Raw genomic sequence first — 16,021 nt, forward strand, 5'->3', positions numbered from 1 at the left:
ACAATCTGAGAGAACAACGGGAGTAACATTAGAATTCGCTGAGAAAAAAACAGATACCCTAGGAATCGTCCCCATCCGGCTCTTCCCAGGTCACAGACATGATATGGCCCGAGATGGCATTCACCTGGACTACGGCCTCCCGCCCGTCTGAAGTATGAATCTCCACCAGATAATAAGCGCCTGCCGCATCAATTCCCGTATCCACATCGTCCAGCTCCCCCGGTACCTCACGCAGAGCCAGCCTGACAGCCTCCTCTTCGGAGACTACGCTCTGCGCTGACGGGGTAGGTGCTGGTGACGGGGTAGCGTCAGCTCCGCCAGATGGAGCTGGAGTAGCGGCAGACGTAGGCTGCACCGCCGGTTCGTCCACGCGCTTCAACAGCACGATGGAGAGAATCTCGCCGCTAACTCCGTCCAGCTTCAGCTCATACCGTCCCTGCTCCGTCTGAAGCACCGCTACATAAGCTCCGGCTTGCAGCTTCAGACTGTCTACCTTACCGGGATATTCGCTCAGCACAGCCAGCTCCGCCTGATCTCTGGATAACAGCGGCTCCGAATCCCTCCCGAATATCCGGAAGGCAACCCAAGCCAGCAGCAGGAAGACAACCATACCTATGATTGCCTTGTACATTTTGCTCTTGTTCCTTGGATGCTGGTTCATTGTCCACCTCCCCTGCGGTCCGCAGCGATGCGAATCGTTACCGAGGTTCCCAGGCCTACCGTACTATCCATGGACAGCTCCGCTCCGATCGCCCCCGCGATCTCTGCGGCAAGCGACAGCCCCAGGCCTGCCCCTCCGTTCTCACGGGTTCTCGCCTCATCCACTCTATAGAAACGGTCGAATATCTTCGGCAGCTCCTCCGGCGGAATTCCAATGCCGCGGTCGGTAATCACAATCATCCGTTCCTGCCCGGCAGCATCAATACGCACGGTTATCTGCTCATCGCTGTATTTGCGGGCATTGTCCAGGAAGATGAACAGCAGCTGCCGGAGCTTCGCTTCATCGCTGTAGCCCTCAGCCGGCCCCTTGACCTGAACCGTGACCTCTCTCCCGTACGCATTATGAAAAGCCTTCGCCGAAGAACGCACCAGCTCCTCCAGATCCATCACCTTCAGCTCCAGATCCCACTGCTCCGGGTGCTTCGCCAGCAGCAGGAGCTGCTCCGTCATTTCCTTCATCCGCACAGCTTCGGAATGGATGGCCTCAACCGATTCATCGAACAGCTCCGGGTGATCCCGCCCTCTGCGCTTCAGCAGACTGGCATAGCTCTCAATAACCGTCAGCGGTGTGCGCAGCTCATGGGAGGCATCCGACACGAATTTCTCCTGCTTCACATAATTGCTCTCTAAGAGGCCTATCATGTCGTTGAAGGTATGCCCCATCTCCACCAGCTCATCCTTCGAGTGTGCTTTCAGCGGAAGCCTGCGGAATTTCCCGCTGCGCTGAATCTCCCGCATAGTCGCCGTCATTTGGACGATGGGCCGCATAATCAGGCCCGACAACAGGCGGCCGGAGAGCAGCAGCGGAAGCAGCACCGCAAGCGTAGCGCCTGCAAGGACCAGCCGCAGCACCCGCAAGGTATCCATCGTGCCCTCCAGACTTTTGGTCATCTGGACATTCAGGACGTTCCCGTCCGTCCAGATGACCGGAACGCTCACGAACGCATACAAGCGTCCGTCCACCCGGACCCGCTCCGCCTGCTTCCCGGGATGGTAGACCGGCTTCAGCCGGCTGATCTCCTGCCCCGAGGTTGAGGTGACCGGCGCCGGTCCGCCTCCGTCCACAGTGAGCAGCCGCAGCATTCCCTCCACCGGCACATAAGCCCGGAGCAGCTCCGGTGCCGTTACCCCGTCTCCCGTTTTTTTCATCGCGGCAGCAATTCTGGCCGTCTCGGCAGATGCCTGCCCGAGCTGGCTGTCTAGTGACATCCGGCTGAACACGCCGTAGATGAACAGATTCATGAGAATAAGCAGCACGGCGAACAGCACGCTGGAATACAGATGAATGGTGCTCCGCAGCTTCATGGGGCATCCTTCAGCACATAACCAACGCCCCGCACGGTATGAATCAATTCAGGCTGGTGGTCCAGCGTAATTTTTTTGCGGACATAGCGGATATAGACATCCACAATATTCGTATCCCCGTAATAATCGTATCCCCAGACGGCAGCCATGATCTGTTCCCTGTTCAGCACCTGGCGCTTATTCTTCAGCAGGTAGACCAGCAGGTCGAACTCCCGGGGAGTCAGCTCGATACTCCGGCCTGCCCGCTTCACCTCCCGCGTAGCTTCGTTCAGCTCCAGATCCTCTGCCATCAGCAGGTTGACGGCTTCCTCTCTCCTCCGCCCCGAGGCCAGCCGCAGCGCAGCACGGACACGCGCCAGCAGCTCCTCAATTTGAAACGGCTTCGTAATATAATCATTGGCCCCAAGGTCCAGGCCTGATACTTTATCCTCTACCGAGCTTTTGGCTGTAAGCAGCAGCACCGGCGTATCGGGATCACCCACCCGGATTCGCCGCAGCAGCTCTATGCCGCTGAATCCAGGCAGCATCACATCCAGCAATAACAGATCCGGCTGCTGCTCCTGGTACATCTCCAGCCCCTGATGGCCGCTCCCGGCAATGGACACATGGTATCCCTCGCATTCCAGCTCAATCTGCAGCAGACGGGCAATTCTCACCTCATCCTCCACAACCAGAATCAATTCTGTCATCGGCGCTCCGCCCCTTCTACTTGATTGCCTCCATTGTAGGGCATGGGCAGCTACAGTTTCAAACTCCTCCCGCTATTTGCTATCTCTCTCTATATGCAAAAGGGTGCTTCCACCGTAATACCGGCCGGAAACACCCCTGTCTATCCCCATTCCTGCTGCGTCTGAACCGGCAGCCGCTACAAGCTGCGGTGCAGCAGTTCCAGCACACCGCGCAGCTCGGCGACTGCCACCTGCCCCGGTGCCGAAGGCTTATGCGCCGCACCGAAGGTAAGTGCCGAGCCGAAGATCTCCCCCGCCAGCCGGCTGATCACGCCCTCCCCGGCCATCGACATCGTAATGATCGGACGGTCTGCATACTGCTCCTGCATCCGGTTCGTCGCCGCCAGCAGGGTCAGCACATCGGCTGGACCTTGCGGCATTACGGCAATCTTGGGCAGATCGCCGCCCAGCTCCTGCGCCCGGCGCAGCCGGGAGACAATCTCATCCTCGGAAGGCGTCCCGCCAAAGTCATGATTCGAGAGAATCACGAACACTGCCGCTCCATGCGCTGCTGCAATCAGTCTGCGGACCTCCGCTTCCTCTTGGAACAGCTCCACATCCACTATATCCACCAGCCCGCTCTCTACCGCCGCCTGGATCAGCCGGAAGTAATAGGCTGTGGAGATTTCCTTCTCGCCGCCTTCCCTGGCACTGCGGAAGGTGAAGATCAGCGGAATCTCCGGCAGCAGGCGCTGGATGTCCTCCAGCACCTGGGTCACGGCATTAATATCTTCCACCTCCGTGAAGAAATCACTGCGCCACTCCACCACATCCGGCGCCAGTGCGATTAGCGCCTCAGCTTCTTCACGCAGCTCCGTCCGCGTCGTTCCGACCAGCGGAACACAGATTTTGGGCATCCCTTCTCCGAGGGTTATATTCTTGACGGTTACTGTACCGCTCAAACGTGTCAGCTCCTTAGCGGACCCGGAGTCTCAGAGCTTCCTCTGACGCTCCCCGCTTAATTTGTCTATTATATAAAACGCACTTAAGGTTTGAACTGGAAGCTTGGTCGTCGCTGCGGTGAACATTTGGACTTCCGGCCGCTGCCCGTCAACAGATTTCTTAATTTAATCCGCTACTCGCGGTTGAAATCCGTTGACAAAGGCGGACGCTACCGCTCCTACAGTTTCAAATTTCCCCTCCGCTTCTTTTTGCTTTTCGTTAATTTCTTTAGTGTGTCTTATATATCATCATCTGCTTCCTCTATCTCACACACGAAATCTACTGGGATCTACAGGTCTTGTGGCTCCGCCTTAGCAGCTGACCGCAGGAACTGCTCTACCTCTTCCAGTCTGGGCAGAGAAGCAATTGCACCGGTCTTGCCAACCGCCAGCGCACCGACTGCATTGGCGAAGCGGACCGCTTCCTCCAGCGTCCTCCCGCAGGTCAGCTGCCAGGCCAGCGCCCCGTTGAAGGAATCTCCGGCTGCCACTGTATCTACCGCCTGCACCGGGAACCCCTTTACATGCCGGCTTCCGGCAGCATCCACGATTAGCGCCCCTTTGGAGCCCAGCGTTACAATGACATGCCGGACCCCTTTTGACAGCATCATCCGGGCCGCACGCTCTGCATCCTCCACACTCTCCACAGAGATGCCGGCCAGAATGCCCGCTTCTGTCTCATTCGGAGTCAGGTAGGTGATATGGTGCAGCAGTTTATCGCTCAGCGGCTGGGCCGGAGCCGGATTAAGAATCACCGGAATCCCATGCCGGTACGCCAGGACTGCCGCAGCCTCGCACATCGCCAGATCCGTCTCCAGCTGCATCACCACGATCCCGGCACCGCTGATCACGGTCTCCAGTGCTTCAATATCCTCCGGCTTCATCTCCACATTCGCGCCAGGCACCACAATGATCCGGTTCTCACCGGCACCGTCCACCACAATGGAAGCCACCCCTGTAGCCTGGGATTCACTCTGTGAGATATACGCAGTATGAACCCGCTCCTGCTCCATAATCTCCAGCAGCCCGCTGCCAAAAGCATCCTTCCCCACTCTGCCGATCATCGTCACATCCGCGCCCAGTCTGGCCGCCGCGACGGCCTGATTCGCCCCTTTTCCGCCCGGAGACAGAGCAAATCCCTGACCGAACAGGGTCTCACCCGCCTCCGGCGCGCGCTCTGCCCGTACGACCATATCCATATTCAGACTTCCAATTACGACTATACTCAATCCTTTACACCACCACTTGGTTTATTGTTTGCTTTATGGTTTAGCTTATAATTTAGATGAAGCTTGTACATTTATTCTCCCCTTATCTTATGGCCTTCCGGCAGGTTTATCAAATTTTATTTATCGGCTCCGCAGGCGGTCATTCGTCACCGAAACTCCGCTGTGCTTTTTAAGGATAAATATGCTAGAATGATGGTGCAATCGCTTCCAGAGCCCGTCCTGCCTCATGGGGCAAACGTTTGCATCTTAGATACAGCCTGCAGCAACTTGTTATTATCTAAATCGCATTTAGGAGGCTTATCACGTGAGCGAGAACCACTTACCGTCAGTAGCTTATTTCAGCATGGAGTATGGACTGCATTCCGATTTCAAAATGTACGCCGGAGGCCTGGGCATTCTGGCCGGAGATTACATCAAGGGCGCGCAGGATATCGGTGCACCCATCATCCCCATCGGACTCAAATGGAAACAGGGCTACACGGACCAGAAGATTGATGCGGACGGCAATCCCTACGACTCTTACCACAACTATGTGTACGACTTCCTGGAAGATACGGGTGTCAAGGTCACGGTAAAAGTCAGAAAGACCGATGTGGTCTGCAAAGTGTGGAGAACCGACCATTTCGGTAACCGTCCGCTCTATTTGCTCGACACCGATATCCCGGAGAACAGTGATGCCTGGATTACCGGCCAGCTCTACGGCTGGTTCGGGGAGGAGCGGATTGCCCAGGAGATCGTGCTGGGCATCGGCGGCGTCAAAGCCATGCGCGCTCTAGGAATAAAGATCGATGTCTATCACTTCAACGAGGGACATGCGGCGCTCGCTGCAATCGAGCTGATCCGGGAGAAGATGTCCGGCGGCAGTACCTTTGAAGAAGCCTGGAAGGCTACACGGGAAGAGGTTGTGTTCACTACACATACACCGATTAAGGAAGGCAACGAGACCCATCCGCTGGACCGGCTGGAGTACATGGGTGCATTCAATGGCCTAACCCGTTCCCAGATGGAGCGGATTGGCGGGGAGCCGTTCAATATGACCGTCGCCGGTCTAAGGCTGTCGCGGATCTCGAATGCGGTCGCCCAGCTTCATGCCGACACCGCGAACACCATGTGGAAGGAAGTCGCCGGCAGATCCGAGATCATCGGCATCACCAATGCGATTCACACCCCTACCTGGGTAGATGAGCGGATGACCCGTGCTTTTGAGGAGGGCGGCGACCTGTGGGCCGTCCACAAGGAGATCAAGCAGGAGCTGATCAGCTTTATTGAAGAACGCTCCGGCATCGCCCTGAATCCAGAGCATCTGCTGATCGGGTTCTCCCGCCGCGCCGCTCCCTACAAGCGCAGTGACTTGATTTTCTCCCGGCCGGATATTATAGAGCCGTACCTGGAGAGCGGCAAGATTCAGATTGTCTTCTCCGGCAAGGCGCACCCGCTGGACGACAACGGCAAAAAGATCGTCAGCAACCTTGTAGCCATGATGCGCAAATATCCGAAGAGCGTAGTCTTCCTGGAGAACTACGATATGACCATCGGAGCCCAGCTGACCCGCGGCTCTGACATCTGGCTGAATAATCCGCGCAGACCGCTCGAAGCCAGCGGAACCTCGGGGATGAAGGCCGCCATGAACGGCGTCCTGAACTGCTCTATCCTGGACGGCTGGTGGCCGGAGGCCTGCATCGACGGCGAGAACGGCTGGCAGATCGGCGGCGGCTTCGAGACTACCGACTTTGCGGTGCTTGACCAGCATGACAGCGATGCGCTGTACGAGACCCTTCTGAACCGCGTCCTCCCGGTCTTCTATGAGAATCAGGCCAAGTGGGTGCAGATGATGCACCGCAGCATCGAGACCACCCGCACCGAATTCGCCACCAAGCGCATGCTGGATGAATACTATAACCGGATGTATATCCCAAATTAACTTGCGGTAGTTTTGCTCCCGTTACCCGCACCCAGTTGCTGCTGCTCCGTTACTGTTCACGAATCCCCCTCCTGTCCGCTGCTGCGGGCGGGAGTTTTTTAGGCCCTCCTGAAATTTCCCATACCGATACTTGTAGCTTCATCCGGCCTCATTATGCCCATCTTCCCGCTGCTCTTAATGGAGCTTTTTTTCTCACCCGCAGACCATCGCTCATATCATGAATCTATCTTCTCCCGCATACACTTAATTATAATAATTATAAAAAAGGATTGATTTTATTTAAATTCTTGTTATTATAATATTTATACTTAATCTAAAATCAAATCCTATACGAGGTGATTGTGTTCATGACCACAAACAATAACAACAAGCTAACGACAAGCTGGGGCGCCCCCGTAGGTGACAACCAGAATTCAATGACCGCCGGTGCCCGTGGCCCCGTGCTGGTGCAGGATGTCCACCTGCTGGAGAAGCTGGCCCACTTCAACCGTGAGCGTGTTCCTGAGCGTGTCGTTCATGCCAAAGGCGCCGGTGCCCATGGTTATTTTGAAGTCACCAATGATCTCTCCCAATATACGAAGGCTGCCTTCTTGTCGGGCGTCGGCAAACGCACCCCAATGTTCATCCGTTTCTCTACCGTAGCCGGGGAGCTGGGTTCATCCGATACTGTGCGCGATCCGCGCGGCTTTGCTGTGAAATTCTACACTGAGGAAGGCAACTACGACCTGGTCGGCAATAACACGCCTGTCTTTTTCATCCGTGATGCCATCAAGTTCCCTGACTTTATCCATACCCAGAAGCGCCATCCGCAGACCCATCTGAAGAACCCGAATGCCGTCTGGGACTTCTGGTCCCTCTCCCCCGAGTCTCTGCACCAGGTGACGATTCTGATGTCCGACCGCGGCATCCCGGCTACTCTCCGCCATATGCATGGCTTCGGCAGCCATACGTTCAAGTGGGTGAATGCCGAAGGCGCAGCCGTCTGGGTGAAATATCACTTCAAGACAGAGCAGGGCGTCAAGAACCTCGATGTTAAGCTGGCCGCACAGCTAGCCGGGGAGAACCCGGATTATCATACAGCGGATTTGTTCAACGCCATTGATACTGGAGACTTCCCGGCCTGGAGGCTGCATGTGCAGATTATGCCTGTGGAGGATGCCGACACCTACCGCTTCGATCCGTTTGATGTCACCAAGGTGTGGTCGCAGAAGGATTATCCGTTGATTGAGGTAGGCCGCATGGTGCTGGACCGCAATCCTGAGAATTACTTCGCCGAAGTGGAGCAGGCTACCTTTTCCCCCGGCTCGTTCGTTCCAGGCATAGAAGCTTCTCCAGATAAAATGCTTCAGGGCCGCCTGTTCGCATACGGGGATGCCCACCGCTACCGGGTAGGAGCGAACCATAACCACCTGCCGATTAACCGGCCTATCGCAGAGGTCAACAATAATCAGCGCGACGGCGCGATGAATGCTACGAATAACGGGGGAGGCTCCGTCTACTACGAGCCCAACAGCGCCGGCGGGGCAACCGAGTCAGCGCCGCATAAAGCGGCTGCTTTTGAAGTCTCCGGCCAGGCAGACAGCGTGTCTTATGACCATGACGATCACTACACTCAGCCGGGTGACCTGTACCGTCTGCTCAGTGAAGAGGAGCGTGCCCGGCTCGTGAGCAATATTGTCGGCGCGATGACTCCAGTGGAGTCCGAGGAGATCAAGCTCCGCCAGATTGGCCACTTCTACCGAGCCGATCCGGAGTTTGGCCGGCGAATTGCAGAAGGACTGGGTTTGGCTGTAACAGAGTAACCTCTATCCACAGCAAAGAGGGATAAGCATCGTCGCTTACCCCTTTTTTGCATGATATGCAGTTTATATTTCCAGATTCATGAGACAGAGAGATTTTAGACTAGTGGCCTGCTCCGTGATTGTTAATAGAGATATTGCCAGAGGATGCGGATAAGTGGCCGCCTGCGCTTGCCGTTGTTACCACTACGCTTGCACTAATCAGCAATACGGCTGTTAATAACGAGATCGCCTTTTTCATCTTTTAAAAACTCCCTCTCTAAGATATTTTTCATTACATTTTGATAAGATTCTTGTTGTTCTGCGGTCGCATGGCTTCGGATATGTTCATAAAACGACACAATCTTCCTAAAGCCTGTCCCGTCATAAAGTTTACTACTTATTACCAAAATATAGAGAGTCAGATTAATTGCATCATGAATTTTCTCCCTTTTATACAAATAAATTGCACTAAGATGCATGTAGTCTATGTAGTATCTGATATCTTCCTGCTTCTCTCTGCAGCTTAGTTCCTTCAATGGCTCATTGAATTCATCCAGTACCCAGTCGATAGAAAAGTTGTACTTAATGGCCGATTCCAGCACAGTAATCAAGCAGGCAAGCAGTTCCTCCTGGTCCCCTGTACGAATGAATTCAACATAATCAGGGAGAACTTCAACCTTTCCTTCCAGCAGATCAATGACGAAGGTGTTGGCAATCGCAATGTTCCTGTAGTATTCCACTTCTACGGCAGCTTCCTGATCCACATCCGTGATCCAACTCAAATCCGAATACAAGCCTATACACTTTCTTGATTCAGCGAGGTTACCGAGCTTTTGATAGGCAATCCCCTTCATGCACGCACTGTAGCCGAGATAATACGCTATATTTTTTTTCAAATAATACTTCTTTGCACCCTGTCGATGGGAGCCGTAGGTTAGAACTGCAAGTTCAAAGAGCTTGTCTGAAATCTCGAGAATTGCCGTCCAGTTCTCCCATGAGAACGAGACTTTAAGCATGTCTGTCAAAGAGTCTTCATTCATCCCATCCAGTTCCAGCAATTTCTATCTTGCCTCCTATCATTCCATTATATTCCAATAATAACCTGCTTCACCGCTCCGGTCAATTCATTCCCGACATATATATCTCTAAAAAAGCCTTTATTCTCCAGTTGAGCTATTCAATCTAACCTTTTCGACATTTTTATTCCATATTATGTAATATTGTAGTCTGCGGCTACTGCTGATACACATCCAGCCACTGCTCCAGCTGCTCCTTCAAGCGCTCCCTGGCCGACTCCGGCTCCAGAATCTCAGCATTCGGACCATACTGCAGAATCCACTTGATGAACTCCTTCTCATTATTAACGGTGACCTCGAACAGCAGCGTTCCATCGCATTCTTCGCTCATCCGCGGCTGTACGAACAGCTCCTCTTCCTTAATGTAACGCGCCACCTCCGGATCGAACCGTACCTTGAACGTGACATTCCGGGTCCCCCGGTTGATCGACCAGGTATTTTTCAGATATTTTTTAATATTGAAATTTCCCTTATCAAAAGTGGAAGCCGTCATCTCGACCTGCTCAAACCGGCTGATCCGGAACGTACGAATTGCGCCCTTCAGATGGCAATAGCCAATCAGATAAAAGCGCTGATCCCGCGGGATCAGATAATAAGGATCAATCTTCCGCGCTGTAGTGGCGTTGCGTGACTGCGAGTGGTATACCGTCCGGATGCTGCGCTGCTCCAGAATGGCTCCAATAAGCGGCTGCAGGAAGTTCCGGCTCTCCTTGCGGTAGGCCGGGGTACCCATTTGAATAATATCCGCGATATTCTCCAGCAGGCCATTCTGCCGCGATTTCTCCTTCAGATGAGTCCCCATCACCTTGTCATAAGCAGAATGAAAACCCGGCGGGATTCTATCCGGATTCAGCACAGAAGGCAGCAAAGAGAATGCCAGCGACTCCTGCTCCGAGAAATCCAGCGGATATAAAAAGAATTTGCCCATGAACCGGTAGCCCGTGCCTCTTCCCTCATTCGTAACCGGTGCAAAGTGGCTGATCACCTCAAGATCCCTGTAGATCGTTCTAATATTCACCTCGCACCTAAAAGCCAAGTCTGCTGCGGTAATCCCCGGGTTCGACTGAATGGCGTTAATGATTCTGAAAATTCGTATTACTTTGTCTGTCATAACAAATGCTCCTCAGCTTCCAAGTAAGTGTTGCCTATGATCCAATAGTCCAATAGTTATACTATATCAGTTCTATAGAAACATAACGCCCTCCCATACTATTGCAACATTCCAGCCCTTACAACAAAATCACCCTAGCGGGTGAATAATACTGGTGCCTCTATACCACTCGTATACGTAGCTCACTTTTCTCCATCTCTCTGCCTTCTGACGGCCATTTGACAGTTACAGCCCTAAGCGCTCTGGCTCACAGATACTCTGCTTTCTATGTGTTCGGTTTTTCGATTACATTCGGTCATTCACCTTCCCTCCATCACATTGTGTTCCGTTTTTCGCATACATTTCCAAATAGCAAAAAAAGTCCGCCTTCCCCATAGGGATGACAGACTCACGTGATACAGATATAAGCGGGTGATGGGAATCGAACCCACGCTATCAGCTTGGAAGGCTGAAGTTCTACCATTGAACTACACCCGCATAGGTGAAATGAAATATCGGGATGACACGATTTGAACATGCGACCCCCTGGTCCCAAACCAGGTGCTCTACCAAGCTGAGCTACATCCCGTTAATATAAATGGCGCGCCCTGAGAGATTCGAACTCCCGGCCTTTTGATTCGTAGTCAAACGCTCTATCCAGCTGAGCTAAGGGCGCAAAATCTATATGGAGCGGACGACGGGAATCGAACCCGCGACCCTCGCCTTGGCAAGGCGATGCTCTACCGCTGAGCCACGTCCGCAAAAACATGGTGCGCGTGAAGGGACTTGAACCCCCACGTCGTGAAACGCCAGATCCTAAGTCTGGTGCGTCTGCCATTCCGCCACACGCGCACACGTTACAAGAAAATGGTGAGCCATGAAGGACTCGAACCTTCGACACCCTGATTAAAAGTCAGGTGCTCTACCAACTGAGCTAATGGCTCTCATAAGAGAAACAATCGAAAATAGATGGCTGGGGATATAGGAATCGAACCTATGAATGACGGAGTCAAAGTCCGTTGCCTTACCGCTTGGCTAATCCCCAATATTATAATTAGCAAAATACTACGGAATCGGATGGATACTCTATACTTCGAGATATAGGATGCTCAATCCAGGGATTTCTCATCCCTTACGCCACTAAAATGGCGGAACCGACGGGATTCGAACCCGCGATCTCCTGCGTGACAGGCAGGCATGTTAGGCCAACTACACCACGGTTCCAAGATAATATTGCGGGGGCAGGATTTGAACCTGCGGCCTTCGGGTTATGAGCCCGACGAGCTACCGGGCTGCTCCACCCCGCGTCATTGAACAAAATCTATTCGGTTAAAGATAGATGGTGGAGGCTGAGGGGTTCGAACCCCCGACCCTCTGCTTGTAAGGCAGATGCTCTCCCAGCTGAGCTAAGCCTCCATATATGACTCGTATGGGATTCGAACCCATGTTACCTCCGTGAAAGGGAGGTGTCTTAACCCCTTGACCAACGAGCCATGCTATACAGTTATTTCCTTTCCCTTTTCAGGGAGGTAACGCTACGGAGAGAGAGGGATACTCTTCACTTCGTTACGAGATTGCGATGTAGTGCTATCGAAGCTTATGCTCCAACGAACCATTGAGGATTCTCATCCCTAATCAGGGAGGTAACACTACGGAGAGAGAGGGATTCGAACCCTCGAGACGCTTGTGGCGCCTACACGATTTCCAATCGTGCTCCTTCGGCCAAACTCGGACACCTCTCCATATGGCTCCCCGAACAGGACTCGAACCTGTGACAACTCGATTAACAGTCGAGTGCTCTACCAACTGAGCTATCAGGGAATATGTAACCAATTAGGACAAAAAAAATACCACAATGTGTGTGGATGGTCCGCTTGGCGGCGTCCTACTCTCCCAGGACCCTTCGGTCCAAGTACCATCGGCGCTGGAGGGCTTAACGGTCGTGTTCGGGATGGGTACGTGTGGAACCCCTCCGCTATCGCCACCAAACGGGCATTTACAGCGTAAATGCTTCAGGAATTTGATTCCTGAAAACTGAATCCGAAACGAATCTGCGTCTGCCCTTCTTACGGGGCCCCCGGAAAGTATTCGGAATCCGCTTCGTCAGCTTCATCTTCACTTTTTGGGGTATTTTTTGGATAAGCCCTCGACCGATTAGTATTGGTCAGCTCCATGCATTGCTGCACTTCCACCTCCAACCTATCTACCTCGTCGTCTTCAAGGGGTCTTACATACTGGGAAATCTCATCTTGAGGGGGGCTTCACGCTTAGATGCTTTCAGCGCTTATCCCGTCCGTACGTAGCTACTCAGCCATGCTCCTGGCGGAACAACTGATGCACCAGCGGTACGTCCATCCCGGTCCTCTCGTACTAAGGACAGCTCCTCTCAAATTTCCTGCGCCCACGACAGATAGGGACCGAACTGTCTCACGACGTTCTGAACCCAGCTCGCGTACCGCTTTAATGGGCGAACAGCCCAACCCTTGGGACCTACTTCAGCCCCAGGATGCGATGAGCCGACATCGAGGTGCCAAACCTCCCCGTCGATGTGGACTCTTGGGGGAGATAAGCCTGTTATCCCCAGGGTAGCTTTTATCCGTTGAGCGATGGCCCTTCCATGCGGTACCACCGGATCACTAAGTCCGACTTTCGTCCCTGCTCGACTTGTAGGTCTCGCAGTCAAGCTCCCTTATGCCTTTGCACTCTGCGAATGATTTCCAACCATTCTGAGGGAACCTTTGAACGCCTCCGTTACTCTTTAGGAGGCGACCGCCCCAGTCAAACTGCCCGCCTGACACGGTCCCCGTACCCGATGAGGGCACTAGGTTAGAACCTAGATACGATCAGGGTGGTATCCCAACGGCGCCTCCGCAGAAGCTTGCGCTCCTGCCTCACCGGCTCCCACCTATCCTGTACAGATCGTACCCAAATTCAATATCAAGCTGCAGTAAAGCTCCATGGGGTCTTTCCGTCTTGTCGCGGGTAACCTGCATCTTCACAGGTATTAAAATTTCACCGGATCTCTCGTTGAGACAGCGCCCAAGTCGTTACGCCATTCGTGCGGGTCAGAATTTACCTGACAAGGAATTTCGCTACCTTAGGACCGTTATAGTTACGGCCGCCGTTTACTGGGGCTTCGGTTCACAGCTTCGGATTGCTCCTAACCGCTCCCCTTAACCTTCCAGCACCGGGCAGGCGTCAGCCCGTATACTTCGCCTTACGGCTTCGCACAGACCTGTGTTTTTGCTAAACAGTCGCTTGGGCCTTTTCACTGCGGCCCCCTCGGGCTATTCACCCTACCGAGGCACCCCTTCTCCCGAAGTTACGGGGTCATTTTGCCGAGTTCCTTAACGAGAGTTCTTCCGCGCGCCTTAGAATTCTCTTCTCGCCTACCTGTGTCGGTTTGCGGTACGGGCACCTTCTCCTGACTAGAGGCTTTTCTTGGCAGTGTGAGATCATGACCTTCGCTACTATAATTTTCGCTCCCCATCACAGCCCAGCCTTACGATGTGCGGATTTGCCTACACACCAGCCTCACTGCTTAGACGGACATCCATCAGTCCGCGTCACTACCCTCCTGCGTCACCCCATCGCTCATAGCGGATTACGGTGGTACAGTAATTTCAAACTGTTGTCCTTCGACTACGCCTGTCGGCCTCGCCTTAGGTCCCGACTTACCCTGAGCGGACGAGCCTTCCTCAGGAAACCTTGGGCTTTCGGCGGATCAGATTCTCACTGATCTTTTCGTTACTCATACCGGCATTCTCACTTGTATACTCTCCAGCGCTCCTTACGGTACACCTTCAACGTATATACAACGCTCCCCTACCCCAGATGCAAAGCATCTAGCCATAGCTTCGGTGGTGTGTTTAGCCCCGTTACATTTTCGGCGCAGAGTCACTCGACCAGTGAGCTATTACGCACTCTTTCAATGATGGCTGCTTCTAAGCCAACATCCTGGTTGTCTGTGCAACTCCACATCCTTTCCCACTTAACACACACTTGGGGACCTTAGCTGATGGTCTGGGCTGTTTCCCTTTTGACAATGGATCTTAGCACTCACTGTCTGACTCCCGGCAAGAAGTAAATGGCATTCGGAGTTTGACTGAGCTTGGTAACCCTTGCGGGCCCCGCACCCAATCAGTGCTCTACCTCCACCACTCCATTCACCGAGGCTAGCCCTAAAGCTATTTCGGGGAGAACCAGCTATCTCCGAGTTCGATTGGAATTTCTCCGCTACCCCCACCTCATCCCCGCATTTTTCAACATGCGTGGGTTCGGGCCTCCAGTGCGTGTTACCGCACCTTCACCCTGGACAGGGGTAGATCACACGGTTTCGGGTCTACGTCCACATACTCAGTCGCCCTATTCAGACTCGCTTTCGCTGCGGCTCCGGCTTCTCACCTTAACCTTGCATGTTAAACGTAACTCGCCGGTTCATTCTACAAAAGGCACGCCATCACCCATAAAGAGGGCTCTGACTTTTTGTAAGCACACGGTTTCAGGTTCTATTTCACTCCCCTTCCGGGGTGCTTTTCACCTTTCCCTCACGGTACTGTTTCACTATCGGTCGCCAGGTAGTATTTAGCCTTAGCAGATGGTCCTGCTGGATTCATACGGGGTTTCACGTGCCCCGCACTACTCGGGATCCGTCTCGGAGAGAACACAGTTTAGGCTACAGGGCTTTTACCTCTATCGCGGGCCTTTCCAGACCTCTTCACCTACCATATTCCTTTGTAACTCCATGTGAGACGTCCCACAACCCCAAGAGGCAAGCCCCTTGGTTTAGGCTGTTCCGCGTTCGCTCGCCGCTACTGACGGAATCACTATTGTTTTCTCTTCCTCAGGGTACTTAGATGTTTCAGTTCCCCTGGTCTGCCTCTGCGTATCCTATGTATTCAGATACGAGTAACTGCGAATTACCACAGCTGGGTTTCCCCATTCGGACACCCCCGGATCAAAGCTTGCTTACAGCTCCCCGAGGCAGTTTCGTTGTTCGCCACGTCCTTCGTCGGCTCCTGGCGCCTAGGCATCCTCCGTGTGCTCTTAGTAGCTTAACCAATGTGTTCCCCCTAAGGAAAATCACGGTAGCAACTAATAACTATTTCCACTTGCTTACACAAGTTTCAGCTAAAAGATGTTCTAAAACGCAAATTCGTTTCGGTATCCAGTTTTCAAGGATCAAGTTTCTTACTTGAGAGCTTAAACTCTCAAAACTGACCAACGAGTG

At 53.3% G+C, this 16,021-nt stretch carries 9 protein-coding genes, 13 tRNA genes and 2 rRNA genes; 2 read left to right on the plus strand and 22 right to left on the minus strand.

Going from position 1 to position 16,021, the window contains the following annotated elements:
* Positions 1-58: 58 nt before the first annotated feature.
* From MHH78_RS32100 to rbsK, 5 genes are all read right to left on the minus strand, one after another.
* Positions 59-661: a PepSY domain-containing protein gene (locus MHH78_RS32100; protein WP_341170085.1), complete on the minus strand. Its 603-nt coding sequence runs from the start codon at positions 659-661 to the stop codon at positions 59-61.
* On the minus strand, positions 658-2,025 hold the full coding sequence (locus MHH78_RS32105) for a sensor histidine kinase (RefSeq protein ID WP_341170086.1): 1,368 nt from the start codon (positions 2,023-2,025) through the stop codon (positions 658-660). The genes MHH78_RS32100 and MHH78_RS32105 overlap by 4 nt, the downstream gene beginning before the upstream one ends.
* Positions 2,022-2,714 (minus strand): response regulator transcription factor, encoded by a 693-nt coding sequence (locus tag MHH78_RS32110; RefSeq protein WP_341170087.1) that lies wholly within the window; start codon positions 2,712-2,714, stop codon positions 2,022-2,024. The genes MHH78_RS32105 and MHH78_RS32110 overlap by 4 nt, the downstream gene beginning before the upstream one ends.
* A gap of 176 nt (positions 2,715-2,890) precedes the next feature.
* The gene (gene aroD / locus MHH78_RS32115) at positions 2,891-3,655 is read right to left on the minus strand and encodes a type I 3-dehydroquinate dehydratase (protein WP_341170088.1); all 765 of its coding nucleotides are present in this window, start codon (positions 3,653-3,655) and stop codon (positions 2,891-2,893) included.
* A 329-nt stretch (positions 3,656-3,984) separates the two neighbouring features.
* Positions 3,985-4,923 carry a ribokinase gene (gene rbsK, locus MHH78_RS32120; protein WP_341170089.1) on the minus strand — a complete coding sequence of 313 codons (939 nt, stop codon included), beginning with the start codon at positions 4,921-4,923 and terminating at the stop codon, positions 3,985-3,987.
* A gap of 304 nt (positions 4,924-5,227) precedes the next feature.
* Between rbsK and glgP the strand changes: the two genes are divergently transcribed.
* Positions 5,228-6,844, plus strand: coding sequence for an alpha-glucan family phosphorylase (glgP, locus tag MHH78_RS32125; protein WP_341170090.1), 1,617 nt, complete (start codon positions 5,228-5,230; stop codon positions 6,842-6,844).
* A gap of 347 nt (positions 6,845-7,191) precedes the next feature.
* Positions 7,192-8,646, plus strand: a complete 1,455-nt coding sequence (gene katA / locus MHH78_RS32130; protein WP_341170091.1) for a catalase KatA — start codon at positions 7,192-7,194, stop codon at positions 8,644-8,646.
* Between the two features lie 194 nt (positions 8,647-8,840).
* Here the strand turns inward: katA and MHH78_RS32135 are convergent, their stop codons facing one another.
* From MHH78_RS32135 to MHH78_RS32215, 17 genes are all read right to left on the minus strand, one after another.
* Entirely contained in the window at positions 8,841-9,683 is an 843-nt protein-coding gene (locus tag MHH78_RS32135) for a hypothetical protein (RefSeq protein ID WP_051478491.1), read from the minus strand.
* A 175-nt stretch (positions 9,684-9,858) separates the two neighbouring features.
* A complete protein-coding gene (locus MHH78_RS32140) occupies positions 9,859-10,812 on the minus strand; it encodes a helix-turn-helix transcriptional regulator (RefSeq protein WP_036731198.1) in 954 nt (317 codons plus the stop codon).
* A 406-nt stretch (positions 10,813-11,218) separates the two neighbouring features.
* Positions 11,219-11,289: transfer RNA gene (locus MHH78_RS32145), tRNA-Gly, on the minus strand.
* 17 nt (positions 11,290-11,306) lie between these two features.
* Positions 11,307-11,380: transfer RNA gene (locus tag MHH78_RS32150), tRNA-Pro, on the minus strand.
* Between the two features lie 10 nt (positions 11,381-11,390).
* Positions 11,391-11,467: transfer RNA gene (locus tag MHH78_RS32155), tRNA-Arg, on the minus strand.
* Positions 11,468-11,477: 10 nt separating this feature from the next.
* Positions 11,478-11,552: transfer RNA gene (locus tag MHH78_RS32160), tRNA-Gly, on the minus strand.
* 7 nt (positions 11,553-11,559) lie between these two features.
* A tRNA-Leu gene (locus tag MHH78_RS32165) sits at positions 11,560-11,643 on the minus strand.
* Positions 11,644-11,659: 16 nt separating this feature from the next.
* Positions 11,660-11,735, minus strand: a tRNA-Lys gene (locus tag MHH78_RS32170).
* A 26-nt stretch (positions 11,736-11,761) separates the two neighbouring features.
* A tRNA-Gln gene (locus MHH78_RS32175) sits at positions 11,762-11,836 on the minus strand.
* Between the two features lie 101 nt (positions 11,837-11,937).
* A tRNA-Asp gene (locus tag MHH78_RS32180) sits at positions 11,938-12,015 on the minus strand.
* A 9-nt stretch (positions 12,016-12,024) separates the two neighbouring features.
* Positions 12,025-12,098: transfer RNA gene (locus MHH78_RS32185), tRNA-Met, on the minus strand.
* 33 nt (positions 12,099-12,131) lie between these two features.
* Positions 12,132-12,207: transfer RNA gene (locus MHH78_RS32190), tRNA-Val, on the minus strand.
* Between the two features lie 5 nt (positions 12,208-12,212).
* Positions 12,213-12,284: transfer RNA gene (locus MHH78_RS32195), tRNA-Glu, on the minus strand.
* A 159-nt stretch (positions 12,285-12,443) separates the two neighbouring features.
* Positions 12,444-12,533 (minus strand) — tRNA-Ser (locus MHH78_RS32200).
* Between the two features lie 3 nt (positions 12,534-12,536).
* Positions 12,537-12,612: transfer RNA gene (locus MHH78_RS32205), tRNA-Asn, on the minus strand.
* Positions 12,613-12,663: 51 nt separating this feature from the next.
* Positions 12,664-12,780: ribosomal RNA gene (gene rrf / locus MHH78_RS32210) — 5S ribosomal RNA — on the minus strand.
* 145 nt (positions 12,781-12,925) lie between these two features.
* A 23S ribosomal RNA gene (locus MHH78_RS32215) occupies positions 12,926-15,851 on the minus strand.
* Positions 15,852-16,021: the final 170 nt, after the last annotated feature.

It is taken from the genome of Paenibacillus sp. FSL H3-0333 (assembly GCF_038002805.1).
GTDB classification, from domain to species: domain Bacteria; phylum Bacillota; class Bacilli; order Paenibacillales; family Paenibacillaceae; genus Paenibacillus_AQ; species Paenibacillus_AQ silagei.

Bases quoted from the DNA above. Each gene is read 5' to 3' on its own strand.
- MHH78_RS32100 (WP_341170085.1), bottom strand. From the start codon at position 661: ATGAACCAGCATCCAAGGAACAAGAGCAAAATGTACAAGGCAATCATA.
- MHH78_RS32105 (WP_341170086.1), bottom strand. From the start codon at position 2,025: ATGAAGCTGCGGAGCACCATTCATCTGTATTCCAGCGTGCTGTTCGCC.
- MHH78_RS32110 (WP_341170087.1), bottom strand. From the start codon at position 2,714: ATGACAGAATTGATTCTGGTTGTGGAGGATGAGGTGAGAATTGCCCGT.
- katA (WP_341170091.1), top strand. From the start codon at position 7,192: ATGACCACAAACAATAACAACAAGCTAACGACAAGCTGGGGCGCCCCC.
- MHH78_RS32140 (WP_036731198.1), bottom strand. From the start codon at position 10,812: ATGACAGACAAAGTAATACGAATTTTCAGAATCATTAACGCCATTCAG.